25 protein-coding genes are annotated in these 26,076 nt (G+C 67.0%); 17 read left to right on the top strand and 8 right to left on the bottom strand.

What is annotated here, in order from left to right; all coding sequences use genetic code 11:
- Window positions 1-21: 21 nt before the first annotated feature.
- The gene (locus ACSUZC_RS02075; protein WP_439031285.1) at window positions 22-1,263 is read right to left on the bottom strand and encodes an NAD(P)/FAD-dependent oxidoreductase; all 1,242 of its coding nucleotides are present in this window, start codon (window positions 1,261-1,263) and stop codon (window positions 22-24) included.
- Window positions 1,260-2,591 (bottom strand): cytochrome P450, encoded by a 1,332-nt coding sequence (locus tag ACSUZC_RS02080; protein ID WP_439031286.1) that lies wholly within the window; start codon window positions 2,589-2,591, stop codon window positions 1,260-1,262. Before ACSUZC_RS02080 ends, ACSUZC_RS02075 begins: the two co-directional genes overlap by 4 nt.
- Before the next feature lie 276 nt (window positions 2,592-2,867).
- Between ACSUZC_RS02080 and ACSUZC_RS02085 the strand changes: the two genes are divergently transcribed.
- The gene (locus ACSUZC_RS02085; RefSeq protein WP_439031287.1) at window positions 2,868-3,185 is read left to right on the top strand and encodes a 2Fe-2S iron-sulfur cluster-binding protein; all 318 of its coding nucleotides are present in this window, start codon (window positions 2,868-2,870) and stop codon (window positions 3,183-3,185) included.
- Window positions 3,186-3,190: 5 nt separating this feature from the next.
- Here ACSUZC_RS02085 and ACSUZC_RS02090 read toward each other — a convergent pair whose 3' ends face one another.
- The 3 genes from ACSUZC_RS02090 to ACSUZC_RS02100 all read right to left on the bottom strand — a co-directional run bounded on the left by ACSUZC_RS02090 (window position 3,191) and on the right by ACSUZC_RS02100 (window position 6,299).
- Entirely contained in the window at window positions 3,191-3,904 is a 714-nt protein-coding gene (locus tag ACSUZC_RS02090) for a response regulator transcription factor (RefSeq protein WP_439031288.1), read from the bottom strand.
- The gene (locus ACSUZC_RS02095) at window positions 3,901-4,776 is read right to left on the bottom strand and encodes a response regulator transcription factor (protein ID WP_439031289.1); all 876 of its coding nucleotides are present in this window, start codon (window positions 4,774-4,776) and stop codon (window positions 3,901-3,903) included. The genes ACSUZC_RS02090 and ACSUZC_RS02095 overlap by 4 nt, the downstream gene beginning before the upstream one ends.
- 68 nt (window positions 4,777-4,844) lie before the next feature.
- On the bottom strand, window positions 4,845-6,299 hold the full coding sequence (locus ACSUZC_RS02100; RefSeq protein ID WP_439031290.1) for an aldehyde dehydrogenase: 1,455 nt from the start codon (window positions 6,297-6,299) through the stop codon (window positions 4,845-4,847).
- A gap of 278 nt (window positions 6,300-6,577) precedes the next feature.
- On the opposite strand from ACSUZC_RS02100, the gene ACSUZC_RS02105 reads away from it, so the two are divergent.
- From ACSUZC_RS02105 to ACSUZC_RS02115, 3 genes are read left to right on the top strand one after another with little or no spacing between them, the layout of a single operon-like run.
- Window positions 6,578-8,272, top strand: coding sequence for an AMP-binding protein (locus ACSUZC_RS02105; protein ID WP_439031291.1), 1,695 nt, complete (start codon window positions 6,578-6,580; stop codon window positions 8,270-8,272).
- Window positions 8,273-8,304: 32 nt separating this feature from the next.
- Window positions 8,305-9,063 (top strand): PaaI family thioesterase, encoded by a 759-nt coding sequence (locus ACSUZC_RS02110; RefSeq protein WP_439031292.1) that lies wholly within the window; start codon window positions 8,305-8,307, stop codon window positions 9,061-9,063.
- Between the two features lie 3 nt (window positions 9,064-9,066).
- Complete coding sequence (locus tag ACSUZC_RS02115) at window positions 9,067-10,044, top strand: quinone oxidoreductase family protein (RefSeq protein ID WP_439031293.1); 978 nt, start codon at window positions 9,067-9,069, stop codon at window positions 10,042-10,044.
- Between the two features lie 91 nt (window positions 10,045-10,135).
- On the opposite strand, the gene ACSUZC_RS02120 is transcribed toward ACSUZC_RS02115, so the two are convergent.
- Window positions 10,136-10,558 carry a MaoC/PaaZ C-terminal domain-containing protein gene (locus ACSUZC_RS02120; protein WP_439031294.1) on the bottom strand — a complete coding sequence of 141 codons (423 nt, stop codon included), beginning with the start codon at window positions 10,556-10,558 and terminating at the stop codon, window positions 10,136-10,138.
- Complete coding sequence (locus ACSUZC_RS02125) at window positions 10,555-11,016, bottom strand: FAS1-like dehydratase domain-containing protein (RefSeq protein WP_439031295.1); 462 nt, start codon at window positions 11,014-11,016, stop codon at window positions 10,555-10,557. The genes ACSUZC_RS02120 and ACSUZC_RS02125 overlap by 4 nt, the downstream gene beginning before the upstream one ends.
- A 67-nt stretch (window positions 11,017-11,083) precedes the next feature.
- Between ACSUZC_RS02125 and ACSUZC_RS02130 the strand changes: the two genes are divergently transcribed.
- The 10 genes from ACSUZC_RS02130 (at window position 11,084) to ACSUZC_RS02175 (ending at window position 22,504) form a co-directional block, all read left to right on the top strand.
- A complete protein-coding gene (locus ACSUZC_RS02130; RefSeq protein WP_439031296.1) occupies window positions 11,084-12,265 on the top strand; it encodes an acyl-CoA dehydrogenase family protein in 1,182 nt (393 codons plus the stop codon).
- Window positions 12,266-12,278: 13 nt separating this feature from the next.
- Entirely contained in the window at window positions 12,279-14,231 is a 1,953-nt protein-coding gene (locus ACSUZC_RS02135; RefSeq protein WP_439031297.1) for an AMP-binding protein, read from the top strand.
- An 11-nt stretch (window positions 14,232-14,242) separates the two neighbouring features.
- Entirely contained in the window at window positions 14,243-15,298 is a 1,056-nt protein-coding gene (locus ACSUZC_RS02140; RefSeq protein WP_439031298.1) for an acyl-CoA dehydrogenase family protein, read from the top strand.
- A 75-nt stretch (window positions 15,299-15,373) separates the two neighbouring features.
- Window positions 15,374-16,540 (top strand): acyl-CoA dehydrogenase family protein, encoded by a 1,167-nt coding sequence (locus ACSUZC_RS02145; protein WP_439031299.1) that lies wholly within the window; start codon window positions 15,374-15,376, stop codon window positions 16,538-16,540.
- A complete protein-coding gene (locus ACSUZC_RS02150) occupies window positions 16,540-17,343 on the top strand; it encodes an SDR family NAD(P)-dependent oxidoreductase (protein WP_439031300.1) in 804 nt (267 codons plus the stop codon). Before ACSUZC_RS02145 ends, ACSUZC_RS02150 begins: the two co-directional genes overlap by 1 nt.
- Window positions 17,343-18,542, top strand: coding sequence for a thiolase family protein (locus ACSUZC_RS02155; RefSeq protein ID WP_439031301.1), 1,200 nt, complete (start codon window positions 17,343-17,345; stop codon window positions 18,540-18,542). Before ACSUZC_RS02150 ends, ACSUZC_RS02155 begins: the two co-directional genes overlap by 1 nt.
- The gene (locus ACSUZC_RS02160; protein WP_439031302.1) at window positions 18,542-19,771 is read left to right on the top strand and encodes an acetyl-CoA hydrolase/transferase family protein; all 1,230 of its coding nucleotides are present in this window, start codon (window positions 18,542-18,544) and stop codon (window positions 19,769-19,771) included. Before ACSUZC_RS02155 ends, ACSUZC_RS02160 begins: the two co-directional genes overlap by 1 nt.
- A 38-nt stretch (window positions 19,772-19,809) precedes the next feature.
- Window positions 19,810-20,568 (top strand): SDR family NAD(P)-dependent oxidoreductase, encoded by a 759-nt coding sequence (locus ACSUZC_RS02165; protein WP_439031303.1) that lies wholly within the window; start codon window positions 19,810-19,812, stop codon window positions 20,566-20,568.
- 6 nt (window positions 20,569-20,574) lie between these two features.
- Window positions 20,575-21,432, top strand: coding sequence for a 1,4-dihydroxy-2-naphthoyl-CoA synthase (menB, locus tag ACSUZC_RS02170; RefSeq protein WP_439031304.1), 858 nt, complete (start codon window positions 20,575-20,577; stop codon window positions 21,430-21,432).
- 25 nt (window positions 21,433-21,457) lie between these two features.
- Window positions 21,458-22,504: an LLM class flavin-dependent oxidoreductase gene (locus tag ACSUZC_RS02175; protein WP_439031305.1), complete on the top strand. Its 1,047-nt coding sequence runs from the start codon at window positions 21,458-21,460 to the stop codon at window positions 22,502-22,504.
- A gap of 49 nt (window positions 22,505-22,553) precedes the next feature.
- On the opposite strand, the gene ACSUZC_RS02180 is transcribed toward ACSUZC_RS02175, so the two are convergent.
- Window positions 22,554-23,330 carry a FadR/GntR family transcriptional regulator gene (locus ACSUZC_RS02180; protein WP_439031306.1) on the bottom strand — a complete coding sequence of 259 codons (777 nt, stop codon included), beginning with the start codon at window positions 23,328-23,330 and terminating at the stop codon, window positions 22,554-22,556.
- A 201-nt stretch (window positions 23,331-23,531) separates the two neighbouring features.
- Between ACSUZC_RS02180 and ACSUZC_RS02185 the strand changes: the two genes are divergently transcribed.
- The 3 genes from ACSUZC_RS02185 (at window position 23,532) to ACSUZC_RS02195 (ending at window position 26,071) form a co-directional block, all read left to right on the top strand.
- On the top strand, window positions 23,532-24,314 hold the full coding sequence (locus ACSUZC_RS02185) for an enoyl-CoA hydratase/isomerase family protein (protein WP_439031307.1): 783 nt from the start codon (window positions 23,532-23,534) through the stop codon (window positions 24,312-24,314).
- 70 nt (window positions 24,315-24,384) lie between these two features.
- The gene (locus tag ACSUZC_RS02190) at window positions 24,385-25,194 is read left to right on the top strand and encodes an enoyl-CoA hydratase/isomerase family protein (RefSeq protein ID WP_439031308.1); all 810 of its coding nucleotides are present in this window, start codon (window positions 24,385-24,387) and stop codon (window positions 25,192-25,194) included.
- A 64-nt stretch (window positions 25,195-25,258) separates the two neighbouring features.
- Window positions 25,259-26,071: an enoyl-CoA hydratase/isomerase family protein gene (locus ACSUZC_RS02195; RefSeq protein ID WP_439031309.1), complete on the top strand. Its 813-nt coding sequence runs from the start codon at window positions 25,259-25,261 to the stop codon at window positions 26,069-26,071.
- Window positions 26,072-26,076 lie beyond the last annotated feature (5 nt).

Consider the following 26,076-nt stretch of genomic DNA (forward strand, 5'->3'; position numbering starts at 1 on the left):
GTGGTGGTGATGGGGTCCGTGTCACGATCCGACCGGCAGGGCCCGGCTGACATCGCGCAGCGACACCGACGGGTCGCCGAGGCGGGCGGGGGACACGGGCGAGCGTTGTGCGATCAACTTCTTGCCTGCGATGAAGTCGCCGGGTGAGTTCGCTGTCTCGACCGCACAGACGGTGTCGTCGCCGGCGACGTGGTAGATCGCGAACGAGCCCTCCTTCGTGCCCGGTCGGGTGACCACCCGGCTGCCCGGCGCGATCAGACCCGCGATCTTCAGCTTCAGGTCGAACTGATCGGACCAGAACCAGGGCACCTCGGCATCTGGTGGCGGCTCGCCGACGACCACCGCGGCAACCTGTCGTGCCTGTTCGGTCGCATTGGGGATCGACTCGAGTCGGACCAGACCGTCCACGCCGTGGACGGGCCGGCGTGCGACGTCTCCGATCGCGAATACCGAAGGGTCGCTGGTCCGTCCGCACTCGTCGACGATCACCCCGGTGTCGCACGCCAACCCGGCGTCGTGGGCGAGGCGGTCGTTCGGGACGGCCCCGACTCCGACCAGCACGGTGTCGGCCTCGACGAGCGAACCGTCGTCGAGTTCCACACCGCCGACGCGTCCCTCGCGCTCCCGGATCGCGGTCGCCACGGCGGAGACATTTATATGGGTGCCACGCGAACGGTGGTAGTCGGTCAGGCGTCGGGAGAGTTCCGGGCTCGCGACCCGGGCGAGGACACGGTCCTCGCGCTCGATGATCGTCACGGGTACGTCCCTCGACCGGGCGACCGCGGCGACCTCCATGCCGACATAACCGCCGCCGACGATGGCGAGTCCGGCGCGGCGGTCGAGTGCATGTCCGAGTGCGCCGGCGTTCTCGATCGTCCGAAGCGTCAACACACCGGGTGTGTCGGCGCCGGGCACCCAGAGCCGTCGGGGGGTTGATCCGGTGGCCAGGACGAGTGACGAGTACGCGAGCCGGTCCCCGGTCGACAGCTGCACGTACTTGTCGAGCCGGTCGATCCCGGTGACCGTCGTAGCCGTCCGCAGTTCGATGGCGTTGTCGGCGTAGAACTCCGGAGGTCGCAGCGGCTGGCACACCTGCGGACCGCCGAACTTCTTCGACAGCGGTGGCCGATGGTAGGGCGGGTGCGGCTCGGAACCGATCATCACGACAGGTCGGTCGAAACCGGACTGCCGGAGCAGTGCGGCGAGCGTTGTGCCGCCATGGCCGGCGCCGACGATGACGATCGGTCGGTCGGTCGGACTCATCGGCCGGAGAACTCGAGTTCGACAGGGAGGTTCTTCAGTCCGCCGACGAAGTTGGTCTGGATGAACCTGGGGTCCCCGGTGAGGTGAACGGCGTCCAGATGCGGCAGCAGTATCTCGAACATGATCCGCAACTCGATTTTCGCGAGGTGCTGGCCGATGCACATGTGCGGACCGTAGCCGAACGCGATGTGCCTGTTGGGGCGGCGGTCGATGTCGAAGACATCCGGCGCGTCGAACACATCGGCGTCACGGTTGCCGGACTGGTAGAGCAGCATGAACCGGTCTCCGGGTTCGATGGCGCGACCGCTCAGCTCATACGGTTCGAGTGCGGTCCGCATGAAGTGCTTGACCGGCGAGGCCCAACGGAGCGACTCGTTGACGAGGTTGGGTACGAGGGAAAGGTCGGACTTCACCCTGGCCAGCAACTCCGGGCTCTGGGACAGAGCGTGGATCGCCCCGGCCATCGTCGACGAGGTGGTGTCGTGCCCGGCGGTCGCGATCGCGATGAAGTAGCCGTAGGCGACCTCCTTCGGGAAGTACTCGCCATCGGGATTCTTGGCGACGGCGATGATCGAGGCGAGGTCGTCTGTCGGGTTCGTGCGGCGGTCCATGAGCAGCCCGTCGAAGTAGGCGTAGAAATCCTGGATCGTCGCGACCCACTGTTTGGCGGCGGCGTCCGGAGTGAGCGGCTCGACATCGTCGCGCGCGGCGTCGGGATCGGCGGTCCCGAAGAACTCCTGCGTCAGTGACATCATCCGGGGTTCGTCGGACTCGGGGACGCCGAACAGGCTCATGATCACGTGCAGCGGGTACTGCAGTGCGAAGTCCTTGACGAAGTCGATCTTCCCGTCCCCGGCCAGAAGCCGATCCACCGACTCACTGGCGAGTTGGCGGATCGTGTCTTCCCACTGCTTCAGATTTCCCGGGCGGAACCAGTCTGCGGCGATGTCCTTGACGACAGTGTGCTCAGGCGGGTCGAGATAGGTGAGAGTCTCCAGGATCCGCAGGCTGCCGTTGTTGATCGACTTGGTGAACTCGTCGCCGGCCTGATTGGCGAGAATCGGGTTGAAAGCGCCCTTGTTCTCCCCGCCCGCACTGGTGAACACGTGTGGTTGACGTTCGATCTCCATGATGTCGGCGTGCTTGCTGACGAGGTAGATCGGGTCGTACCCGTCGACGCGGGCGACGCCGAGGGGATTGTTCTCCCGGAGCCAGCGGTAGGCCTCGAAGAGGCGAGCGTCGTCCCGGTGCCCGTCGGGCAGGACGATCTGTCGGGCGATGTCGTCCGGGATGGTCACATCGGCCGGGGACTGCGCGGTGGAGGTCATTCGGATGTCCAATCTGGTGCGGTCACGATGAGCTGTGTGACCCAAGTCTGTTGGCCACGTCACACGCGCCGCATCACCCTGAGGTGGTATCCGCGATGTCCGCGGAGTGATTCGAGGACGACGCCTGGGGCCGCCGGGTCCACGTGCAGGGTCGTGTACCTCTGTCGGACAACCGATCACACCCGTCGGGGGGACGCCGAGACATGCCGAAAGAGTGACAATCGTGCTGGGGGCAGCCCGAGCCCCGTTCGACGGAGACACACCAGGAGGCCGAACATGGCGCGAGTCGTCTACCACCTGCCCGACGGCAGTGAACAGTCCGTGGAGGTGCCGGCAGGCCGCAGCGTCATGGACGGATCAGTCCGCAACAACCTGCCCGGAATTGTCGCCGAGTGCGGTGGGAGTTGTTCGTGCGCAACGTGTCACGTCTTCTTGAACGACGAGTCCTCGGCGATGTTCGACCCGCCGACCGACGAGGAGAAAGAACTCGTCGAGTTCCTGGACGGTGCCCGTTCGTCCTCACGGTTGTCCTGTCAGCTGATCATCTCCGATCAGGACGAGGTTCATGTGGAGGTCGCCGATTCCTCCTCGTGACAGCGTCATCCTGATCTCGAGATCAGCTCCGCACGGTTGGCGGCACCCATCTTCCGCAGTATGTGCTTCACGTGGGTCTTGACCGTCTCGATGGAGAGGGTGAAGGTCTCGGCGATGGTCGCGTTTGACGCCCCATCGAGCAGCTGCTCCAGAATATCTCGCTCGCGATCGGTGAGAAGTGATGCCGCTGAGGCGAACTCCGACGCTCTGGTTCCGTCGTGAAACTCGCGCGGCTGGGAGTGTAGTTCGCTGATGTCGTCGCTCAACGCGCGTAACCGAGTCCGGTGAGCGCGCACCATGTCCTCGCTCTCGAGACGGTCGAGGGTGGCGACGGTGAGGTCGACGAGAAGTCCGCACACATCGGCCTCCCACGTGGGGAGTGTCCGTGGGATGACCACAACCGCACGGTGCCCCGATGTGGGTACATCGACGAGCGACCATGTCCGTCCGTCGGCGGCCTTCACCACATCGCGCACCGCGGGTGTCAGCGACGGTTCGACCGGAGGTGAACTGTCGAGCCCGGGGCGGTCGAGCGTCTCGTGACGGGCGATCTCACGGACGTCAGTGGTTCCGATCTCCACCAGGATCACGCACTCGGTGTGGACCACCTCCGCGACGGCCTCGCACAACCGTCGGCCGAGCTCGGTGCGGTCGCGCGCATCGAGTATGGCTGCGACTGCGTGGTCGGGGAGTCCGCTGAGGCCTGGTCCGGTGTTCACCGCTCCGCTGCCGTACCGATGCGGGACTCGCGATGAAACGCGGCCGCCTGCGCTCGCGAATCGATGCCGAGTTTCCGGAAGATATGGCGTACATGGGATTTGACGGTTCCCTCGGAAATGAACATGTCAGCTGCGATCTGCCTGTTGGTTGCCCCGGTGGCCAGAAGTCGGAGAACCGCCTGCTCGCGGTCGCTGAGCTGTGGGGCCGGATCGTCGGCAAGACGGAAAGTGTGGCCGTCGTCTGTTGTGGCGGCACCGAAGGCGCCCACGCGGGTCGGACGGGTCGGATTGAGGACCCCGTCGAACAGCCGCTGAAGGGTGTCGGCGTCACGGCGGAGGAGGCGCCTGTTCTCGGCAGTGGTGATGACCGAACCGCAGATGCGGGTGGCCAGCAGGAGCAGCTGGAGATCGTTGTCCGTGATCGGCCTGCGGTCGCGATCCACATGAAGGATCGCGACCGTGCGGCCGTTGGCGATGATCGGGGCCGCGGCATAGGCGGCCGGATCGGACAGATCGATGAGCGGGCGGTACGCATCGCGGTGATAGCCGCCTCGCTCCAGCACGTATGGCCGGCGATACCTCACCAGGTCTGCCTCCCGCGGTGCACGCATCAACGGCACCGACGTGCCGTCCACCGCGGTGCGCAGCGCGTCGAACTCGTCGCCGACGTCGGGGCCCACGAACACGTGTTCCGGTGTCCACGAGGATCCCTCGACCCAGGAGAACATCGCCTTGGAGAAACCGAGGGAAGCGCAGGCCTCGCGACACGCGACCACGCCGGTCGCCTCATCGCCGGCACTTTGCAGGCGGGTCAGATAGCGGCGCAACCCATTGGTTGTCGTGCGGCCTGTACCCGGGTTCTCGACCATCATCGACCATGAGCTCCTCACCGAACTGTGACGCAGGGCACAGTCTACAGGTGCCCTGCGTCGAGACCGTCTCAGCCGACGGGCGGCAGGTACACGGTGTGCAGGTGCTGGAAGGTGTGGAGACCCTCGGGCCCGAGCTCGCGTCCCATTCCGCTGTTCTTGATCCCGCCGAAGGGAGCGACCGGATCGTTGGTGTAATGATTCACCCCGACCGTGCCGGACTTCACCCGACCGGCGACTGTCGCGGCGCGCTCGACGTCTGCGGACCACACCGACCCGCCGAGCCCGTACTCGCTGTCGTTGGCGATCGCGAGTGCCTCGGTCTCGTCGGCGAAGGGAATGACGCTGAGCACGGGACCGAAGATCTCCTCCCGCGAGATGGTGGCGTTGTTGTCGAGGTCGGCGAAGACCGTCGGCTCCACGAAATATCCCTGGTCGATCCCGGCGGGACGGCCACCACCGGTGGTGAGGCGCGCTCCTTCGCTCTTGCCCTTGGCGATGTATCCCTCGACCCGTTCACGCTGGCGCGCCGACACCAGCGGCCCGATCTTCGTCGCCGGGTCGAGCGGGTCGCCGACCTTGAGGGACTCGGCGAGGCCGGTGAGGGCATCCACCACCTCGGAGTATCGCGACTGCGGCGCCAACACCCGGGTGTTGAGCCAGCAGATCTGGCCGTTGTTCAGGAAGGTGACACCGAACAGCGACTCCAGCGAGGCGTCGAGATCGACGTCATCGAGGAGGATCGCTGCCGACTTGCCGCCGAGTTCCAGGGTGACCGGCCGCAGCAGTCGGCCACAGACCTCCGCGATCGTGCGTCCGGCGACCGTGGAACCGGTGAAAGACACCTTGTCGACCCCCGGGTGTTCGACGAGGTGGGCGCCGATGTCACGGCCACCGGGCACCACGTTGAGGACGCCCGCAGGCAGGCCGGCCGCGGCAGCCGCCTCGGCCATGAGAAAGGCGTCGAGGACGGTCTCCTCGGCGGGTTTGAGCACCACGGTGCACCCGGCCGCCAGTGCCGGCGCGAGCTTGAGGAACGAGATCGCCTGTGGCACATTCCACGGCACGATCGCCGCGACGACGCCGATGGGGTGCCGGGTGACCCGCGCGGTGCCCCCGAGGAACCCTGCGCGCTCGTCGACCGCCGGGGCGTCGACCATCATCTGGCTGAAGTAGCGCAGGAGTACGGCCGGGAAGCCGCCCTCGAACTGTTCGGCGAGCCAGATGGGCATCCCGTTCTGCAGCGCGACGCGACGCGACGTCTCCGAGGCGCGCGCCTCGAGTTCGGTGGCGAAGCGGTCCAGGACCTCCGCACGCTGCTTGGGGTGCCAGGTCGCCCATCCGTCGGGCGCGTCGAAGGCCGCCCGTGCCGCCGCCACCGCTCGGTCGATGTCAGCGGTAGAAGCGGCCGGCACGCTGCCGATCGTGTTCTCGGTCGTGGGGGACCGCACGTCCAGCAGGCCCGGGCCGGTGGGGCTCTGCCAGCCGCCGTCGATGTAGAACTCGCGGTAGTCGATGGTTGTCATCTCGCTCCTCGGTAGCAGCCGGCCGACATGTCGCTCGGCCGTGTGAACGGCGTCACGACCAGAATCAGGCAGTTCGCCGTGATTTGCAATGGTTAGTTAGGTCAGACCATAAAATCACCCTCATGCCCCACGCGATACCTCCTTCGGGGGATATTCACGCGTTCCGCACGCTAGGGAGGATTGCAGGCGTTCTCCTTGTCTGGCAGACGCTTGCGCATATGGTCCAACCATTCTAACCTTTGGACGATGTGTGCGACTGACCAACGGAGGATGGCGTCATGACGAGCGAGCACTACCTCGGCCGATACACCCAGGCACAGGTCGATGAGTTCTACGCGGGCGGTCAATGGACCGATCAGAACTTCACCGAGCTCTTGCGCTCCCGCGCGGAAGCCAATCCCGACAAGGTTTTCGTCACCGACGGCACCCATACGCTGACCTATGCCGAGTTCTACGACACGTCCCAGCGACTTGCCCTCGGACTGAAACGTCGTGGCCTCGCGGCGGGAGACCGGGTCGCGGTCCAGCTCCCGAACTGGGCGGCCTTCGTCGTCATCGCCGCTGCCCTCGCACGGGTCGGCGCGGTCATGGTGCCGATCATGCCGATCTACCGCAAAGACGAAGTGTCGCATGTGGTCTCGGATGCGCGAATCAAGTTCGCGATCGCTCCGGTGTCCTTCAGGGGATTCGACTACGTGTCGATGTTCGAGGAGATCCGCCGGGAGGGCGGGACCCTGGAATCCATCGTCGCGGTGCGAGCGACGCAGGAGGACCTCGGGGCTCTCGCCGAGCGCGGGGTGTCGGTGCTCGAAGACATCGTCGTCTCCGATGTCGCCGCCGAGGACATCGACGCCGAGATCGACTTCCGCGTGCACCCTGACGAGCCCTTCGTGATCGTCTACACCTCGGGAACCACGTCCCGCCCCAAGGGTTGTCTGCACACGTTCAACACCTATGCGTCCGGGGCCCGGGCACTGACGGTCGCATTCGGTCACACCGAGGCCGACGTCCAGTTCGGCCCGTCCCCGATCACCCACACCACCGGCCTGGTGACCAGCGTCCTCATCCCGCTGCTCGCCGGTGCGTCCACCCACGTCATGGCGGAATGGAACCCGGTGCAGGGGCTCGCCGAGATCGAGAAGTACGGCTGCACGGCGGCGGTCACCGCCACGACCTTCCTGCAGACGCTGATGGCGGCGGCGGAGGAGCACCCGGAGGCGGATCTGTCGTCGCTACGGGTGTGGACCTGCGCGGGCTCCCCGATCCCGGCCGCGGTGGTAGAGAACGCCGCGGCCAAGTTGCCGACCGCGAGCATCCTCTCCCTCTACGGGCGGAGCGAGAACCTGTCGACCACGACCTGCACCATCGAGGACGACCCACAGCGTGCGGTGTCCTCGGACGGAGCCGCGCTGCCGGGTGCAGAGGTCAGGATCGTCGGCGAAGACGGCTACGAGGTGCCCCGGGGAAGCGAGGGCGACATCGCATATCGCGGACCGTCGCACATGATCGAGTACCTGAACCGTCCCGACGAGACCGCGGAACTGTTCACCCCGGAAGGGTTCTCGCGATCCGGCGATGTCGGTGTGATGACCGAGGACGGGTTCGTGCGGGTCACCGGGCGCACCAAGGACATCGTCATCCGTGGCGGGATGAACATCAGCGTGCGCGAGGTCGAGGACAAGCTCGCCGATCACCCCGACCTGGTTGCGCTCGCGGTCGTCGGCATGCCGGACGAGAAGCTCGGCGAAAAGGTCTGCTGCTATGTCGTTCCCCGGGAGGGACACCAGGCGCCGACGGTCGAGGAGCTCCGGACGTATCTCACCGACCGTGGGGTGGCGATCCAGAAGACTCCCGAACGGGTCATCCCGATCGCCGAGCTGCCGATGACCGCGACCGGAAAGATCCAGAAGCACGTGCTGCGCAAGCGCGTCGCCGATGAGCTCGACCAACCGTCGGCGGCGGGTGCGCTCTGAACCGGACGCCCATCCCTGTCACCGACTTCGTCGTGGCGGGCGCCGAGACGCTGCTCGACATCTCCGCCATCGCGATGTCGACGGAAGTGGCGGAACTCGCGATGGCCGCCACGTCACGACTCGCCGACCCCCGCGCCGGGGTGGCCCGCGGAGCACTGGGGGTGCCGCTCGACGACGCCACCGGATATGTCATCGCCGCCGCCACGCCGGTGGGGAAATGGCCTGTCAGCCTGGGCATCCGGATGGACTTTCTCGCGGATCCGCCGCTGGGGGGCAACCCGCTCGCGGTGGTCGGCGAACTCATCGGCCGCGACGACCGCGGCGGCACCACCCGAGGTGAGGTCCGCGACGACACGGGCCGTGTCGTCGCGCTCATCACGCAGCGTTCACATCTGATCCCGTTGCCGCACCGCCCGACCGGCGGGACACTTGCGCGCGAGGTACCGCCTGCCGGGGTAACCGTCCGTGACGCCCTGGGTGTCCGCGAGTCGGGGCCGGGGGTCGTCGACTTGCGGCCGAATCCACTGGCGGCCAACGGGATGGGGAACGTCCACGGCGGCATCCTGATCTGCGGGGCGGAGTTCGCCGCCATGTCCGCGGTCGACGCGCGCGGTGACCTTCGCACCACCAGCATCGACATCGCCTATCTGCGGCCCGCGGATTCCGCGGGCACCACCACATTCCGGTCCGAGGTCCAGCATCGCGGCAGGTCACTGGCTGTGGTCGCGGTGACGGCGCAGAACTCGGCGGGCAAACCCTGTGCGGTCGCCACCGTGATCATCCAGAGTTGACGTATGAGAGCGGTGGTGATGAACGCGTACGGTCCGGCCGATGAGTTGGTGCTCCGGGAGGTTGACCAGCCCCGTCCGCCGGCGGGGTGGGTGACCGTCCGGCTGCATGCGAGTGCGCTCAACTGGCACGATGTCCTGGTCCGCCGCGGGCAGTATCACTCACCGCTGCCGCACGTACCGGGGGCCGACGGCGCAGGAGTCCGCACAGACACCGGCGAGGAGGTCGTGATCCTTCCGTCGCTGTTCTGGGGTGACCGCACCGATGCCCCTTCCGCAGACTTCGACATCATCGGCGACAACGTGTGGGGCACCTACGCGGAGTTCGTGAACGTTCCCGAGGAGTGTCTCGCGCCCAAACCCGCCGGTTACTCGTGGGAGGAGGCCGCCGCCCTGCCGCTCGTCGGCGTGACCGCATTCCGTGCGCTGATCACCAGAGCCGCCCTCGAGGAGGGTGAGTCCCTGCTGATCGTCGGGTCAGGCGGCGGGGTCGCGACGATGGCGCTCGAAGTGGCCTCGGCGGTGGGCGCGCACGTGTACGTCACGGCCTCGTCGGCGTCGAAGCTGCACCGTGCGCGCGAGGCCGGTGCGGTGTCGGGTGTCCTGCACTCCGATCCCGACTGGCCCGACCAGGCTACCGAGATATCCCCTGGCGGTGTCGGTTTCGATGTGGTGCTGGACCCGGTGGGCCTCTGGTCACGGTCTGTGCGCGCGCTGCGTCCGGGTGGGAGACTCGTCGTCCTCGGCGCCAACGTGGCGGAGACGGCCGACATGAACGTCCGATCGTTCTTCTTCGGCCAGTACAACCTGCTCGGTACCACCATGGGTGGCCTCGAGGATTTCCGCGGTCTGCTCGAACTCGTGGGGCAGGGGCGTCTGCGGCCACCGGCCATCGCTCGTTCCTTCGACCTCGAGGAGGCGGCGGCCGCTCATCGACTCCTCGAAGAGGGCACGCAGTTCGGGAAGATCGTCCTCCGCCAGTAGGTCGACCCGGCGATGTGTCGGAACATGTCCGTCGCGCCGCCGGTACCCGGGAGTCGACGACCGATGTTCGCCGGGTACCGGGACGCGAGGACTATGGTGCGGCGGTCCGGACGCGCGCGGTGCCCGAGACGACTATGCGATCCCCGGCGTTGGCGGCGAGCGCGATCTCGGCGATGCCCTCCTCGACCGACTCGACCGTGCCCTGCAGGACAAGGGTTTCGCCGATGGCCAGCGGGGACGCGAACCGAACCGAGTACCTGAGCAGGTGCTCGACCAGTGCGAGGTCGGCGACCCACGCGGCCAGCATGCCCGCCTGCATCTGTCCCATCGAGATCACGCCGGGCAGTCCGGCGGCTCGCGCGTATGGCTCGTCGTGGTGCAGGGGATTGAAATCGCCACCGGCGCCGGCGAAACGGACGATGTCGGTCTGAGTGATCGGCCCGATGGTCCGCGGCGGCAGACTCTGTCCGACCGTCCAGGTCCGCGGATCGCGTGTGGTTTCCGTGCGAGTCACTGTGCGTCCCTCTCGATCAGGACTTCCCGCTGAACGATGACGGTGTCCCCGGCGTCGTCGGTCCACGTCGTTTCCAGCGTCACAAGCCGCATCGTCCCGCCTCTCTTGCCCTCTCGCGTCGTGTCGTCGACCACGCGGCGGGTCCCGACGACATGGTCACCCGCCACCAGTGGTCGCGTGTACTCCCACTCCACCGAACCGACCACGACACGTTCGATGGCGAGGCCCAATCTCGCCACGAATTCCGCCTGATTGCGGTGATGTCCGGCGACCACGACATGGGTCGGCGTCGCCGGTACGTGCGTGAACCCGGCCGTCGCCGCGGCCTCTGTGTCCACGTACACCGGGTCTTCGGAATGAGTCGCGCGGGCGAATTCGCGGATCTTCCCCGACTCGACGTCGAAGGAGACCTCGTCGAGGACCCTGTCGGCCTCGTCTCGCTGGGCGAGGATTCCCATCAGAACCTCCCTTGGTTTTTTGGTCTGACCTATTGTAGCGTTGGTCCGTAACGATGTGGAGGTTCCGATGGATCTGAGCGATTCGCCCGACGAGGCCCGGTTCCGGACGCGGGTACGTGACTGGCTGACCGAGACGCTGCCGACCCTTCCGTGGCCGGAGCCGATGCGGCTCGAGGACAAACGTGAATTCTGGTCCGCCTGGCAGCAGAAGCTCTACGACGCCGGATTCGCCGGCCTGTCCTGGCCGGCCGAATACGGTGGCGCAGGCGCGGACGCGAAGATCAAGGCCATATTCAACGAGGAGATGGACCGAGCCGGGGCACCCGAGCGGCTCAACATCATCGGCGAGGACTTCGCGGGCCCGACGATCGTGGCGTTCGGCAACGACGACCAGAAACAGCGCTATCTGGAACCGATCCTGAAGGGTGAGGAGATCTGGTGCCAGCTGTTCTCCGAACCGGAGTCGGGTTCGGACCTGGCGTCGCTGCGCACGAAGGCGACGAAGGTCGACGGCGGATGGTCCATCCAGGGACAGAAGATCTGGACGTCGCGCGCCCAGATCGCCGACAACGCGATTCTGCTCGCCCGCACCGGCGGTGGAGATCGACACAAGGGCATCACCTACTTCCTGCTGCCGATGTCCGCGGACGGCGTCACCGTGCGCCCCCTCGAGCACATGCTCGGTGAGGCGGAGTTCAACGAGGTCTTCCTCGACGAGGTGTTCGTACCGGACTCCGCCGTCCTCGGTGAGGTCGACGGCGGCTGGAAGGTGGCGATGGGGACGCTCGCCTTCGAGCGGGTGGGGATCGCGACCGGACGCGTCAACACGACGCGCGCCGTGCGCGACCTCATCGAGCAGGTGAAGTCGACGACCGGCGAGAACGGCGAACCGCTGGCCTCCGACACCGTTGTGCGACAGACCATCGCGGATCTGTACGGACGCGCACTCACCCACTACCTCATCGGTCAGCGGGTCATCACGGGCGCTGCGTCGGGTCAACCACCGGGCCCGGTCACCTCCATCGGCAAGCTGTACTTCTGTCCGCTGGTGGAGGACATCGCCGACTTCGGTCTGGCGATCGGGGAACTCGGTGGCCAGTTCGGACTCTCGACGGACGATCCGGACTCACCTCAGCAACGGTGGCTGCGGCTCGCATACCAGGCACGCGGCACCGCCATCGCCGGAGGTTCGACATTCATCCAACGCAACATCGCGGCCGAGCGCGTTCTCGGCATGCCGCGGAGCTGAGAGAGGCGACGTCATGAGCTCCTATGTGTGGAATCCGACCGCTGAGCACCTCGCACGCGCGAATGTGTTGCGGCTGGCCCGAACCCACGGAATCGACTCGATCGACGAGCTGCGCCGCCGATCGACCGCGGATGTGTCCTGGTACTGGGACGCGGCGATCAAGGACCTCGGAATTCCGTTCCCGACGCCCTACGACGAGGTTCTCGACATCTCGAACGGCCTGCAGTTCCCCGACTGGTTCACCGGGGGCACGTTCAACGCCGTGGACGCGTGCATCACGCGGTGGCTCGCCGACGGGGCCGACCGGCCGGCGATCGTGCACGAGGCCGAGGACGGGACCGTACGCACGCTGACCTACGGCGAGCTCGCCGACCAGGTGGGGCTGGTGGCTTCCGGTCTGACCGAGCTGGGTATCGGTGAGGGCGACGCCGTCGCCATCTACATGCCGATGGTTCCCGAGGCGGTCGTGGCCTGCTACGCGGCCGCCGGTATCGGCGCGATCCTGGTGCCCCTGTTCTCCGGGTTCGCCGCCCCGGCCATCGCCTCGCGACTGAACGACGCGGAGGTGGCGGCCGTCGTCGTCGCCGACGGCACGGTCCGTCGCGGCCGAACCGTGGGTATGGCAAGCGAATTGGACAAGGCCCTGGCCCAGACCCCCTCGGTGCGGTCGGTCATCGTCGTCGACAACGTCGGCGGCGCCACCATCACCGCCGGCGGGGCGATCACGGTGACGCCCTGGGCGACACTGCTCGCCGACGGGCGCACATCGCATGAGTTCCGGCCGTTCCCGGCGATGCAGACCCTCATGCTCGGATACACCTCCGGCACGACCGGTCGGCCCAAGGGCGCGGTGCACACGCACGCCGGCTTCACCGTCAAGGTCGCGACCGAGGTCGCGTACTCCTTCGACATCTCGGCCGGCGAGAAGTTCTGCTGGATAACCGACATGGGATGGGTGATGGGTCCGCTGGCGGCGTTCGGCACCCATGCCAACGGGGCGACCCTGGTCCTGTACGAGGGTTCGCCCGACGTGCCCGACGCATGCCGGCTGTGGGACATGGTCGAGCGTCACCAGATCACGATGCTCGGGGTCTCGCCCACACTGATCCGCGCACTTAAATCCACGCCGCTCGAGGACATCGCAACGCGTGACCTGAGTTCGGTGCGTGTCCTGGGTTCCACCGGTGAGCCCTGGGACCCGGATTCCTACGATTGGCTGGCCGCCGAGGTCTTCGGCGGTCGGGTTCCGGTCATCAACTTCTCCGGCGGCACCGAGGTCGGCGGTTCGTTCCTGGCCCCGTACCCGGTGGAGTCGATCCCGAGCTGTTCGCTCGGCGGACCGTCGCTCGGTATGGACGTCGACGTCGTGGACGACGACGGGGCACCATTGCGCGGTTCGATCGGAGAGCTGGTCTGCCGCCAGCCCTGGCCTGCGATGACCAGGGGGGTCTGGCGGGACCGTGAGCGCTATCTCGAGTCCTACTGGTCGACATTCGACGGCATGTGGTGTCACGGAGATTTCGCGCTCGTCGACGACGACGGACGCTGGTACATCCTGGGCCGGTCGGACGACGTCATGAACGTGGCCGGGAAGCGGCTCGCGCCCGCCGAGGTCGAGTCGGTGCTGACCACTCATCCCGCGGTCGCCGAGGCCGCCGCGGTCGGGATCCCCGATCCCAAGAAGGGCGAGACGGTGTGGGCCTTCTGGGTGCCGCGCCCCGGTATCGACACCGCTGGTGTGTCGGACGAACTCCGGCAGATCGTGGCCGAAGGTCTCGGCAAACCCTTCGCGCCGTCGAAGGTGTGGATCGTGAGTGCCCTGCCCAAGACCAGATCGGCCAAGATCCTGCGCCGTGCCATACGTGCGGCGGCGGTCGGGGCCGACCCCGGCGACCTGTCGAGTGCGGAGAACCCGGACGCGGTGGATGCCATTCGAGACGTCGTGCACGGCACGTCGGTGAGCTGAGGAGAGACGGCATGCACTGGGAATTGTCCGACGAGCAGGACTTGTTCGCGTCCTCGCTCCGCGAGTGGATCTCGGCGAAGTTCCCCACCGACACGGTTCGTGAACTGCAGTCGACAGGCGATCCTGCGGCCTTCACCGCTGCGCTGATCAGCGAGGGGTGGTGGGGTGTCGGGTACGCGGAGGAATCGGGCGGTCAGGGCGGCGGCGTGCTCGAACTGGCGCTCGCCTCCCGCGAGTTCGGCCGCGCGGCGGTCCCGAACACGCGGTGGACCGCGGCCGCACTCGTGGCGCCGTTGCTCACGCAGGAGGAACTGGCCGCGCAGCTGGCGGGCGAGACCCGATACACCATCGCGATCCCGGCTGATCGCATCCCGGGTGCCGCGCCGTCGGTCACGGTCGACGGCTCCCGTCTCGACGGGGCGGTGGGCCATGTCCTGGGTGCCACCGACACCGACGTGTTCCTGGTCCCGGTGACCGTCCCCGGCGGCCGCGGAATCGCGCGCGTCGCCGCGTCGGACGCGGTGGTCTCCGCTGACGACGTGCTCGATCGCTCGCGTGCGGTCGGCAGTGTCGACCTCACCGGCGCACCCGCCGGCGAGATCGTCGAGGGTGATGACCTGATGGAGGTCGCGAGCGTGGCGGCCGTCCTCGTGGCGTCCGATGCACTGGGCAGCGCCGAGCGGATGCTCGAACTCGCCGTCGGTTACAGCAAGCAACGCAAACAGTTCGGACAACTCATCGGCTCCTTCCAGGCGGTGAAACACGCTGCGGCGCAGATGCTGGTGACCGTGGAGGCATCGTTCTCCACCGCCCTGTATGCGGCCGCCGCGGTCGACGCGAGACTCGACGACGCCGCGGTCATCGCCGCTGTCGCCAAGGCCCAGGTGACCAAGACGGTCGCCGATCTGGCCGACTCGGCACTCACCGTGCACGGGGCCATCGGCTACACGTGGGAGCACGACCTCCACCTGTTCTACAAGCGCGCCAAGCTCGATCGGACGCTGTTCGGCGCCCCGGCGGTGTGGAACGAGCGGATCGCCGCATCGCTCTTGGACGAGGCGGTATGAGGTGGTGAGTACGAGTACTTGTTTTTGGTCAGTCCATTGGTATAGTTGCGAAGACGCGAGAGACGGAGGATCGACGTGGATTTCGAGCTGACAGACGACCAGGCCACGATCCGTGACGCGGTGGCCGAGCTGGCCGCCAAGTTCGACGATCAGTACTGGGCGGAAAAGGATGCGGCGCACGAGTTCCCTCGTGAGTTCTACGACGCCTTCGCCGAGGGCGGCTGGCTCGGCATCACGACTCCCGAGGAGTACGGCGGCCACGGATACGGGATCACCGAGGCGTCGATCCTGCTCGAGCAGGTGGCCGCCTCCGGCGCGGGGATGAACGGTGCGAGCTCGATGCACCTGTCGATCTTCGGCATGCACCCGGTGATCGTCCACGGCAGTGAGGAACTCAAGCAGCGCACGCTCCCGCGGATCGTGAACGGCGATCTGCATGTGTGCTTCGGGGTCACCGAGCCGGGTGCCGGTCTCGACACCACCAAGATCACCACGTTCGCCAAGCGCGAGGGCGACAAGTACATCGTCAACGGGCGAAAGGTGTGGATCTCCAAGGCCGTTGAGTCCGAGAAGATCCTGCTGCTGACGCGCACCCAGAAGTTCGACGAGTCGCCCCGCAAGACCGACGGGATGACCTTGTTCCTCACGGACCTGGACCGCGACAAGGTCGACATCCGTCCGATCAAGAAGATGGGCCGCAACGCGGTCACCTCGAACGAACTGTTCATCGACGGTCTCGAGATCCCGGTCGAGGACCGCGTCGGCGAAGAAGGCCAGGGATTCAAGTACATCCTCGACGGCCTGAACCCGGAGCGCTGCCTCGTCGCTGCCGAGGCTCTCGGGATCGGGCGGGCCGCGTTGCGTGCCGCCGTCCGATACGGCAACGACCGTGAGGTCTTCGGTCGGCCCATCGGCAAGAACCAGGGCATCCAATTCCCGCTGGCCGATTCGCTGGCACGGCTCGACGCCGCGGAACTCATGCTGCGCAAGGCCACCTGGCTCTACGACAACGGCAAGCCCTGCGGGCGCGAGGCCAACACGGCCAAGTACCTGTGCGCGGATGCGGGTTTCGACGCGGCCGATCGGGCACTGCAGACGCACGGCGGAATGGGCTACTCGGAGGAGTACAACGTGTCGCGCTACTTCCGTGAGGCCCGGCTCACCCGCATCGCGCCCATCAGTCAGGAGATGGTCCTGAACTACCTCGGGTCGCATGTCCTCGGACTTCCCAGGAGCTACTGATGACCACAGCAGACGACACGGACCTCGACGCCGCCTACTCCGCCGGGCTGGGAGTCTTCGGTTTGACCGGGCGCACGGCGCTCGTCACCGGCGCGGGCGGCGGAGTGGGTGCTGCGGTGGCCGAGGCCTTCGCCGCCGCGGGCGCCGCGGTCCTGGTGACCGACATCGACAAAGACGCGGCGGCGCAGGTGAGTCAGCGGATCGTCGCACGCGGTGGCACCGCTGAGCCGTTCGCGCTCGACGTCTGCGACGCCGACAACGCGCGCGACGCGGCCGCGGCCGCTGCCCGACTCGGGAACGGGACTCTCCACATCCTGGTCAACAACGCGGGAGTCATCGCACCGGCGATGTTCGCCAACATGGACGAGACGAAGTTCCGCAGGGTCCTCGACACCCATCTGATGGGCAGCTATCACTGCAGCCGCGCCGCGCTCGACCATCTGCCGGATGACGGCACCGGTCGCATCATCAACGTCACGTCGGCGGCCGGCCTCACCGGCACCATCGGTCAGGCCAACTACGGCGCGGCCAAGGCCGCGATCATCGGCCTGACGAAATCTCTGGCCCGTGAACTCGCGAGGCAGTCCGTCACGGTCAACGCGGTGGCGCCGCTGGCGGCCACGGCCATGACCGAGAACATCCGTTCCAACGAGAAGTTGGCCGCCAAGACACTCGCTCGTATCCCGCTGGGACGATGGGCATATCCCGGCGAGATCGCGCCCACCTTCGTCTTCCTCGCGTCGGCTGCGGCCGGGTACATCACGGGTCAGATCCTCCCCGTCGACGGCGGAACGGTGATCTGATGACCACACGCATCTCCGGACCGTTCGTCAGCTCAGGACGAGAGGTCGTCATCGCGGAGGCGGTACGCACCCCGATCGGGAAGTCACATCCCGAGAAGGGCTGGTTCCGCGACACCCACCCCAACGCCATGCTCGCGGCCTGTTATCAGGACCTGGTGTCGCGCACCGGTATCGATCCGGGTGTGGTGGACGATCTGGTGATCGGTTGCACCGCACCGTTCGGTGAGCAGTCCCGCAACATCGGCCGCAACGCCTGGCTGCAGGCCGGATTCCCCGCGGAGGTTCCGGCCACCACCCTCGACCGCCGATGCGGTTCGGCGCAGACGGCGGTGAACTTCGCTGCCGCACTGATCGCCTCGGGTGTACACGATGTGATCATCGCCGGTGGTGTCGAGCACATGGGCCACGTCCCGATGAACTCGCCGGCCAAGATCAGCGAACTCTACGGGGAACCGTGGCCCGCCGAACTGCGCGAGCGGTACGACTTCGTGACGCAGGGTGAGAGCGCCGAACTCATCGCCGAACGCTGGGACATCAGCCGCGAGGAGATGGACGCGTTCGCGGTGCGATCGCACGAGCTCGCCACCGCCGCCATCGCTGCCGGGCGTTTCACCGACGAGATGGTGAAGATGGAGCTCGACGGCGAGGTCCGCACCGGCGACCAAACGGTGCGTCCGGGCACGTCCATGGAGTCACTGGCCGGCCTCAAGACCGTGTTCCGGTCGGAGAACGGTCGCGTCACCGCGGGAACGTCCAGTCCGATCTGTGACAGTGCGGCCACCGTGCTCCTCTGCTCCCGTGAGGCCGCCGAACGCCACGGACTCCGCATCCGGGCGCGCATCGCCGATCAGACGACCGTCGGCGTCGACCCGATCATCATGCTGACCGGTCCGATTCCCGCGACCCGAAAGCTGTTGCAACGCAACTCGATCTCGGTGGACGACATCGACCTGTTCGAGGTCAACGAGGCATTCTCCTCGGTCGTGCTCGCCTGGCAGCGCGAACTCCAGCCGGACATGGAGCGCGTCAACGTCAACGGCGGAGCCATCGCACTCGGCCATGCCGTCGGCGCGACCGGCGCACGCCTGATCGCCGGCCTCCTGTACGAGATGGAGCGTCGGGACGATCACCTCGGACTGGTGACCATGTGCTGCGGCGGCGGACTGGGAACAGGAACCCTGATCGAACGGGTCGACTGATGGTCGCCTTCGGTGAGTGGCTGCGGCCCGGGATGGGTGTGTGGTGGAGCCAGGCCGCCGCCGAGCCGCGACCGCTCGTCGACCAGCTCCTCGATCAGGCCCCGCGGCTCGGGCCGCTGCGGTTGTTCACCGGTCTCAGCTGGAATGATCAGCTGGCACACTCGATCTCACCGACGGACATGATGGTGTCCTACGGTGGCCTGGGTGCGCTCCGCGATCTGGGCGCAACCGACCAGCTCGACGTCGTGCCCTGTCACTACTCGGCGCTTCCGCGGATGTTCGCCGAACACCGGCTCCCGTGCGACGCGGGCCTGTTGCAGGTGTCGCCACCCGACCGCGACGGAATGTGTTCCCTCGGGATCGGTGTCGACTACATGGCGGACGCGATCGAACACACTTCGCTCCTCTTCGCCGAGGTCAACCGGCAGATGCCGGTGGTGGCCGGTTCGCCGCGGGTGCCCCTGAGCCGCTTCGCCGCGACGATCGAGACCGACCGCCCACTGCAAGAGGAGGATCGGCGCCCCTCGGGTGACCTGGACCGCTCCATCGCGGCGCACATCGCGACCCTCATCGACGACGGCGACACCATCCAGGTGGGGATCGGCTCCACCGGCTCGGCGGTCTTCGACGCGTTGACCGGGCACAAGGACCTGGGTGTCCACACCGGGATGATCACCGACGGAGTGTTGCGACTGATCGACAAGGGAGTCGTGACGGGGGCGCGCAAGCAGATCGATGTCGGCCTCTCGGTCGCGGGCACTGCGCTCGGCTCGGCGGATCTGTACTCACGTATCGGTGAACTGCCCGTACTGTTCGCGCCCACCAGCTACACCCACACGCCCCCGGTGCTGTCCCGCCTGTCGTCGCTCGTCGCGGTGAACTTCGCGATCGAGGTGGACCTGACCGGTCAGGTCGGGGCCGAGATGAGCCGTGGCACATACCTCGGCGCGATCGGCGGACAGGTCGACTTCGCCCGCGCGGCCGCGCTCACCGGAAAGCGGTCGATCGTCGCTCTCCGCTCGACGATGCGGGGACGATCGTCCATCAAGTTCACGCTCGACGAAGGTGTCGTCACCACCGCTCGGGCCGACGTCGACTGCGTCGTCACCGAACACGGCATCGCGCACCTGCGCGGTCAACCGCTCGCCGAACGGCAGCGTCGCCTGATCGACATCGCGGCCCCGGAATTCCGCGACGAACTCGCCGGTGCGGTGCGCTCCGCATCGTAGGTCGCCGGTCCCGAGAACACCCACCCGAAAGGAAAACCATGAGTAATCGAGTCGCACTTGTCACCGGCGGAGCCCAGGGCATCGGGGAGGGTATCTCCCGCAAGCTCGGCGCGGCCGGATTCCGGGTCGCGGTCGCCGACCTCAATCTCGAGGCCGCCCAGCAGACCGCCAAGGAGATCGTCGCAGCGGGCGGAGAGGCCATCGCCGTGCCGATCGACGTGACGGACACCTCCTCGGTGAACGCCGCCGTGGAGAAGATCACCCAGGAACTCGGTCCGATCGAGATCGCGGTGAACAACGCCGGCTGGGACGATTTCATGAAGTTCGTCGACACCGACGAGGACTTCTGGGACAAGATCCTCGACATCAACTTCAAGGGCTCGCTCCGGGTGAACCACGCGGTGGTCCCCGGGATGGTCGAGCGTGGGTTCGGGCGCATCATCAACATCGGTTCGGATGCCGGCCGGGTGGGCTCCTCGCTGGAGGCTGTCTACTCGGGTGCGAAGGGCGGGACGATCGCGTTCACGAAGACCCTGGCTCGCGAGGTCGCGACAAAGGGTGTGACCGCCAACAGCGTGTGCCCGGGTCCGACCGACACCCCCGCACTCCGCAAGTTCGCCGACAACTCGGGTCAGGACGCGGACAAGGTCCTCGGCGGGATGACGAGGTCGGTCCCGATGAAGCGACTCGCCCAGCCGTCCGACATCGCGGCAGCGGTGGCCTTTTTCGCCTCTGACGAGGCCGGCTACATCACCGGTCAGACGCTGTCGGTCAGCGGCGGCCTGACGATGGCCTAGGCGCTCATGCCCAGAGTCGAGCACGACGAGCAGGTCGTGGAGTGGTCGGTGGTCCGCCGATACGAGGACGTCGACTACTCCCGTACCGCCGATGGGATCGCGAAGATCACGATCTGCAGACCCGAGGTACACAACGCATTTCGGCCGCAGACGCTTGTGGAGATCGGCGACGCCCTCACCCATGCGCGAGAAGACCCCTCCATCGGGGTGATCGTCCTGACCGGGGAAGGCGACAAGGCGTTCTGCTCGGGTGGGGATCAGCGGGTGCGCGGCGACACCGGCTACCTGTCCGAGCCGGATCAACCCGACGCGGTAGGGCGGTTCCACGTCACCGACCTCCAGGTGCAGATCCGCCGGCTGCCCAAGCCGGTGGTGGCGATGGTCGCCGGATACGCCATCGGCGGGGGACATGTTCTGCAGATCGTGTGCGATCTGACGATCGCCGCGGACAACGCGCGACTGGGACAGGTCGGTCCGCGGGTCGGATCGTTCGACGGCGGGTTCGGCGCCGGGCTGCTGTCGAACATCGTCGGGGCGCGCAAGGCCAAGGAGATCTGGTTCCTGTGCCGCCAGTACGACGCGGCGGAGGCACTCGAGATGGGACTGGTCAACACTGTGGTCCCGCTCGCCGACCTCGAGGCCGAGACGGTTGCGTGGTGCCGTCGGATGCTCGAATTGTCCCCGCTGGCACTGCGATTGATGAAAGCCAGTTTCCACGCGGCCGAGGACGGTCTCGCCGGCGTCCAGCAGCTCGCGCACGACACCAATCTGCTGTTCTACGCCAGTGAGGAAGCGAAGGAGGGCCGCGAGGCCTTCAAGGAGAAGCGGGCACCCGACTTCGGCCGCTTCCCCCGACGTGCTTGATCAGACACACGAGAGGACGACGCAGATGACGACGTTCGGCATCAACGCCTTCGGAATCGGTTCGGGCCCCGGGCGATTCGCTTCGATGGTCGAGCTGGCCCGCCAGGCCGAGGAGATCGGCTGCGCGGCGATCTGGACGAGCGAGCTCTACAGCAGGTCCGCCACGATCCCGATGTCGGCCCTCGCCGGTGGGACGAGCACGATCAGCATCGGATCGAACATCGCCTACGGCGTCGGCCGCAGCCCGCTGATCTGGGCCGCCGAGGCCCGCGACCTCGACGAGCTCTCGGGCGGCCGGATCATCCTGGGCCTCGGCAACGGCACCCCGAAGATGATGGAGGCCTGGCACGGCGTGACGGGTGAGGCCCCTGCGGCACGGATGGCCGAGCTCCTGGCGGTCCTCAAATCGCTGTGGCATCTGCACGAGGCGCCGGTCCATCATGACGGCCGCTTCTACCACGTCCATGTCGTCCCGACTGCGGACGTCCCGGAGCCGGTACGCCCCGAGATCCCGATCTGGATCGCCGGCGTCAACAAGCACATGCTGCGGACCGCGGGTCAGCACGCCGACGGGTTGGTCGGGCACCCGATGTTCACGACGGAATACGTCCGGGGCCCGGTCGCGCAGGAGATCGCGGTCGGTGCGGAGAGGGCCGGACGCCAACCATCGGATGTCACGATCATGGGCATCCGGATGTGCGCCGTCGACGAGGATGTCGAACTCGCGCGACGACAGGCGGCTTACGCCATCGGCCAGTACGCCGCGTCACGCGTCTATGACCGGCTCTTCGAGCTCCACGGCTGGACCGCCCAGCAGCAGGTGATCCGCCAGGCCGCCCGCGATCGCGACGACGAGGCCCTGGTGCGGGCCGTCACCGACGACATGATCGATACGATCACGATCGCGTGCGCACCCGGTGATCTCGCGGATGCTCTCGCGCGGATACCGGACGGTTTCGACCATCTCGACCTGATCGCGCCGCCATGGGGTCTGACCGACGAGCAGACGCGTGCGACGACCGCGGCGATCCTCGACGGACTGCGGACGCACCTGTCGGCCGCGGCGGTCTGAACCCCGCGAGGCGGCCCGCGGGTCCTCCGCTGCCGCGGACGTTCTCGACTCAGGCGTCGGCAGCCAGATCGATCTCGGTACGCTCCTCGACCTGGACGACAGCCTCGGCATAACCGTGGACGTGCTTGGTCATGCGACGCATCGCGGCCGCGGAATCGCCGGCCCGGATCGCATCGGTGATGTTCTTGTGGGCGCGGTGTGTGGTCTTGCGGACCTCGTCGTCGACGAAGGCGGTGTTCTCCGTCGAGCTGTAGATCGCCCTGGAGAGCGCGCTCATGAAGCCGGTCAGCAGTTCGTTGTGACTCGCCGCGGCCACCGCCAGGTGCCAGTCGACGTTCGCCTGCAGGAACGACTCGAGAGGCAGCGACGCGTCGCCTACGGCGGTGTTCGCAGCGTCGAGGGCGACGAGGTCATCGTCGGTGCGGTATTTCGCGGCCAGGCTCGCGCAGGCCGGCTCGATGGCCTCACGCGTCTCGAGCAAGGCGGTGAGGCGTAATTGCTGGCCGCGGATCAACAGGCTCACCGAGGTGGCAACGGAATCTCCGCCGGGCTGCTGGACGAACGCGCCTCCGGAGCGGCCGGTCTTGATGACGACCAGCCCCTGCACCTCCAGGATGCGCAGGGCTTCGCGGACGGTGGTACGGCTCATCCGCGTCTGGGTGACGAGCTCGCGTTCGGGTGGAAGCGCGGTACCGGAGGGGAAGTCCCCGCGCAGGATTCGTTCGCGGAGGTCGTTGGCCAGCACGTCGGATGCTTTGGGAACCTGCATCGGTTGGAGCTGGACGGGATGACGTGCAACCGTGCTCGACGAGGACGACTCGGGCATGGCACCTGCTTTCTGTGCTTTTGGTCGTACCTAATCTATCAGTACGGCGCGGCCTCAGGCGACTTCTAGCTGCACGGGTCCTGTCTTGGTTATTTGGTAGGACCAAAATAATGGTTGACTTGATGGCAGGCGTCTCGTTAAGTTCGGAGGTAGTTCTCGTCGCCGAGCGGTGACGACTTATGGGCCGATTGCGAGGATCACATGGCAGAGCGAGCCGAAGACGTCGTCACCTGGAACACCGTGAAGCCGGGGATCACCTCGGTGGTGGTGAACCGACCACCGGCGAACGCACTGGGGATCCCCCTACTCGACGGTGTCCACCTGGCGATCGACGCCGCAGAGAAGGCCGGTGACGTCAAGGTCATGGTCATCTCCTCTGCATTGCCCGGTTTCTTCGCGGCCGGAGCGGACATCAAGCACCTGTCCTCGATCGACGCCCAGACGTTCACCGCCTACGGCGACAAGATGCGTGAGGTCAACGATCGGTTGGCGGCGGCGCCCTGGCTCTCGATCGCCGCGGTCGACGGCGTGGCCCTCGGCGGGGGACTCGAACTCGCCATGGCCTGCACCCTGCGCGTCGCCGGTAGCAAGGGCCGATTCGGGCTCCCCGAGGTGAAGCTCGGACTGATCCCGGGCGCCGGTGGAACCCAGCGGTTGCCCCGGTTGGTCGGACGTGGCCGGGCGCTCGACATCATGCTCACCGCTCGCCAGGTGCCCGCCGACGAGGCGTACCGCATCGGATTGGTCGACCGGTTGACCGACGGCGATGTCACCGAGGCTGCGCTGGCATTCGCTGACGAGCTCGTCGGCCCGTCGCTGCCGGCTCAGCTCTCGGTTGTCCGCACCGTCGACGCCGCATCGGATCTCCCGCTCGCCGAGGGCGCCGACTTCGAGGTCGCCGAGATCCAGTCGCTGTTCGAGAACGGTGAGGCGGCCGAGGGCATCTCGGCCTTCGTCGACAAGCGCGCCCCCGACTTTCGCTGAACGACCGTCAACACCAGCTGCCGCCCGGTCCGGTGACTGCAGCACGAACAAGCCCAAGAGGAGCTCGGTCATGAAGACACTGGAAGAGAAGTTCGAGACACTGCTGACCGAAGAGGTGAAGCCCGGGGTTGTCCTCGTCACGCTGAACCGCCCGGACCGCTACAACGCCATGACGAACACGATGTTCATCGAACTCGAGCGGCTCGCATGGGGTCTGGAGACCGAGGACGAGTGTCGCGTCGTCATCCTGACCGGTGCCGGTAAGGCATTCTGTTCGGGCTACGACCTGGCTGACGCCGACGAACTCCCCCACCTCGGCGCACTCGGCATGCTCGACCAGCAGGAGCGCGCGGCCCGGGCGCTCACCGCGATCCGATCGCTGCGCGTACCTGTGATCGCCGCCGTCAACGGAGCCGCGGCCGGTGGTGGACTGGCGCTGGCACTGGCTGCCGACATCCGGCTCGCCGGGACCTCGGCGAAGTTCAACGCCGCCTTCGTCCGTATCGGCCTGTCGGCCGGTGACCTCGGGACCTCGTGGCTGCTGACCAGACTGATCGGCCCGGCGAAGACCAGCGAGATCTGTTTCACGGGACGGGTCGTGGAGTCGGCGGAGGCCGCCGACCTCGGTCTGGTGAACTCCGTGAGCACCGACGACGTCGTGGCCGATGCTCTCGCCCTCGCGGAGCAGATCGTGGCCAACTCGCCGGGAGGCGTGCAACTCTCCAAGCGTGCGCTGCAGGCCAACCTGGAAGTCGGCTCGTATGCCGCGGCGATCGAGCTGGAGAACCGGGGCCAGGCGCTCCTAACCCGGAGCCCGGACATGGCCGAGGCGTTGACTGCCTTCAAGGAGAAGCGCACCCCGGTCTTCCGGGGCCGCTGAAATCCGGGTCCCCGAACCGGGACACGTCCCAACGCACGCCCATCGACGTCAAGGCAGGCTGAGCATGACCTTCAACTTTCCCGAACTCGAGACCCTGACGTTCGAGGAATCCGAACCGGGAATCGGTGTCCTCAGGATCAACCGTCCGGACCGGATGAACTCGCAGACGGTCGCGATGTTCCACGAGTACCTCCAGGCCGGCCGGGCACTGCGGGACAGCGGTCTGCGCGCCCTCATCCTGACCGGCAGTGGCGAGCGCGCATTCTGTGCGGGCTTCGATCTCGACGAGATCCATGTGATCACCGAGATGGGGGTGCGTGAGTTCCTCAAGTTCCAGGAGACCGCGACCGGAGGCATCCAGTCCATCCGGCACCTGCCGTTCCCGGTGATCGCGGCCATCCACGGACCGGCCACCGGCGGCGGAATGGCTCTCGCCCTCGCCGCCGACATCCGGCTGGCCGCACCGACGCTGAAGATGAGCGCGGCTTTCGTCAAGGTCGGACTCTCGATGGGTGAGCTGGGGACGTCCTACAACCTGGCTCGCCTCGTCGGTCCCGCACACGCGGCGGAGATCGGTTACACGGCACGGATCGTCGAAGCAGACGAAGCTCTCCGGATCGGACTGGTCAATCACGTCCATCCGTCCGAGTCGCTGTTCGACGAGGCGATGGCGATGGCGCGCCAGATCGCGCAGAACTCGCCGGGTGGGGTGCGGATGTCGAAGAGGGCCATCCAGCGCAACACCGAGATCGGGTCGTACGAAGCCGCCCTCGAACTCGAGAACCGCGGCCAGGCGCTGCTCACGCGGACCGAGGACATGCCAGAGGCATTGGCGGCCTTCAAGGCCAAGCGCGCTCCGGTGTTCACGGGGCGGTGACAGGT

Origin of the sequence: Gordonia terrae (assembly GCF_051789125.1) — a bacterium.
GTDB classification, from domain to species: domain Bacteria; phylum Actinomycetota; class Actinomycetes; order Mycobacteriales; family Mycobacteriaceae; genus Gordonia; species Gordonia terrae_A.